Origin of the sequence: Synechococcus sp. R8-2, from assembly GCF_047461715.1 — a bacterium.
Lineage (GTDB): Bacteria > Cyanobacteriota > Cyanobacteriia > Thermostichales > Thermostichaceae > Thermostichus.
In genome coordinates, this window is record NZ_JANSHQ010000257.1 from 1 (window position 1) to 2256 (window position 2256).

Annotated in this window: 3 protein-coding genes; all 3 read right to left on the reverse strand. The window is 56.0% G+C overall.

Features of this window, described 5'->3' with window-relative positions:
- Nucleotides 1-386 precede the first annotated feature (386 nt).
- The 3 genes from NW819_RS06740 to NW819_RS06750 are packed head-to-tail and all read right to left on the reverse strand — an operon-like array spanning nucleotide 387 to nucleotide 2155.
- Entirely contained in the window at nucleotides 387-1256 is an 870-nt protein-coding gene (locus NW819_RS06740) for a prohibitin family protein (RefSeq protein ID WP_148202707.1), read from the reverse strand.
- 51 nt (nucleotides 1257-1307) lie between these two features.
- Nucleotides 1308-1592 (reverse strand): hypothetical protein, encoded by a 285-nt coding sequence (locus tag NW819_RS06745; protein ID WP_041436379.1) that lies wholly within the window; start codon nucleotides 1590-1592, stop codon nucleotides 1308-1310.
- Complete coding sequence (locus tag NW819_RS06750) at nucleotides 1589-2155, reverse strand: thylakoid membrane photosystem I accumulation factor (protein ID WP_011432764.1); 567 nt, start codon at nucleotides 2153-2155, stop codon at nucleotides 1589-1591. The genes NW819_RS06745 and NW819_RS06750 overlap by 4 nt, the downstream gene beginning before the upstream one ends.
- Nucleotides 2156-2256: the final 101 nt, after the last annotated feature.

Sequence of the window (2256 nt, forward strand, 5' to 3'; positions counted from 1 at the left end):
ATTGACTAGAGTCATGCTCCCATCAACCCAGGGCTTTGTGAGCAATTGTACAAAGCCTAGATATCCTGGCAGCCTCCTTCTGTTTAGTCTGATACAGATGCTCCGGAGAGTGGATGCCCCAGTCAACTCCCCAGGCTCCTACGTCAGCTTGCCAGTTGAGTGTCGGGCCCGGTATTTGGCCCCCGGAGTACCGGAGAGTGCTGGGTTCTCTATGAATGCAAAATGAATGCAAAGGCCGAGAATTACGGCCCATCAAGAAATTAAGGGGCACAGCAGCAACACTTCTCTGGGAGAGGGGCTGGGGCTGATGGTCTGTTGAGAACGGGCTTGGAGTGGATGCACCTGAACTGGATGGATCCAATCCTAACTTGGGACTCTCGAATCGATTACTTGTTGAGAAAGTCCCCCAGATTGAGGATGGTGTTTTGCTCGCTGACGATGGCTTGGATGTCGTCGGGCAAGTTGCGGACATACTCGAGCTGGATGACGTTCGGGTTGCTGCGCAGCGCTTCCCCTTTGAGGGCGATGGCTTGGGCCTCACCGCTGGCTTTGACAATCATTCGTTGTTTGATGAGTTGAGCCTGCTCTACGCGAAACACTTCTCTTTGCTTCTCTTGCTCGGCAATTTGTTTGGCTTCGATGGCCGACTGAAACTCTTTGGAAAATTCCACATTGCGCAAGAGCAAGCTCTGCAGCACCAGCCCTTCTGGCTGCATTAGGCGAGAGAGCTCAGCGGCAATTTGTTCTTGGATTTCAGCTCGTTGCTCAGAATAAACGCCAATGGCCGAATAGCGGGCGATAACATTGCGCACCACGGCTTGGGAGGCGGGGCGAATAATTTTGTTCAGGTAATCGGGGCCTACATTGCGATGGATTTCGGGAACCCGATCCGGATCCAGGCGATAGCGCACCGAAACATCCAGATCCACCCGTTGCCCATCGGCAGTGAGAGCGGTGAGGGTATCGTCGGCTTTGACGCTGCGCTCTTCACTTCGGCTGGTCATGTTGTAGGTTTGGGTGCGCACATCGTAAAGGGTGGGGAACTGCAGCACCGGAATCAGCAGATGGATCCCCTCGCGGCGGGGAGTCATTTCCACTCCCGTGAGGCGGTTGAAGATGACGGCTTCGTAGCCGGGTTGGACAACCAGCAGACAACGGGGCAGGAGGGTCAGCAGCGCCAAAAGCAGGCCCAGCAGAGGCAGAAAGCGCGAAGTCTTGCGGTCAAGACTAAATGGTCTAGGGCGTCGCATGCGCATGGGCAAGGGCTCCGGGATCCAAGAGCTTTTTTATCTTAAGGGGTGTGCTGGCTAGCTCAGCACCCAGCGCTGCAGGGCAATGCCCAGCAGCAGGCCAAGGCCGCCGAAGCGTACCACCTGCCAAAAGGTAGCGGGGACAGGATTAAACACCTCTAGCACATAAGCCTGCAGGCGTTGCTCCAGTTGACTGGCTTCAGCTTGGATTTCGGCCCATTGTTCAGGGGAAAGCTGGGCTATGCGCTCCAATTCTCTGAGGTCGGCAAGACGAGCCTGGAGACTCTGGAGTTTTTCCTGCAGAGCCTCGAGAGGATCAAAGGGATCGGGATTGGCCGTCACGGCTGGGCTTTTGTGGGGGGGTAGGCTTGGGGAGAACGGGATCCGGCAAATCCGGTTTGGATCTCGTTGAAGGGTTTGGCTTTGATCAGCCCTGGGGGAACGGGATCCAACTTGAAGAGGGCGCGAATAGCGTTTTCCACCTCGGTGATGGGGCGGTTGCCGACGGATTGATAGACGATATTTCCCTCTGGGTCGAAGAGGAGGGTTTGAGGCACTTGTCCGGTGTAGTATTGGCCGCGCTCGTCGCCGGGCAGGAGGGAATCGACGGAATAGGGGATGAAATAGACCCCCAGCCCGTAGCGAACCTGCAGGTTGGCAATGGTGGCGGCGTATTTTTTGCAATCGCTACTGTCATCGATGTAATACACGAGGAGGGCCGGGATCCCTTGCTCTTTTGCCTGCTTCAAGGAAACGCGGGGGGGGATCATGCCGCCGTTGGCCCCGTAGAGGGCAAAGATGTTGCCATCGTAACGGTCGTCGTTGAGCAGGGCGCTGGCGGGAGGGGAAAACCAACCTGTCAAAGCGATGAGCAGAGCCACCAGGAAGATACGAAGCAACAGCATGATCTCATCCTCTTCTGAGAAGGGATCCTCGGCGATCCATCTTTAGAAGTAGGGAACACCCTCATTGTGCCATCTGGCGGTAAACTACCCGACCCTGACTG

Excerpts from the sequence above, each read along its gene's own strand:
- NW819_RS06750 (WP_011432764.1), bottom strand. The coding sequence starts at position 2,155 with ATGCTGTTGCTTCGTATCTTCCTGGTGGCTCTGCTCATCGCTTTGACA.
- NW819_RS06740 (WP_148202707.1), bottom strand. The coding sequence starts at position 1,256 with ATGCGCATGCGACGCCCTAGACCATTTAGTCTTGACCGCAAGACTTCG.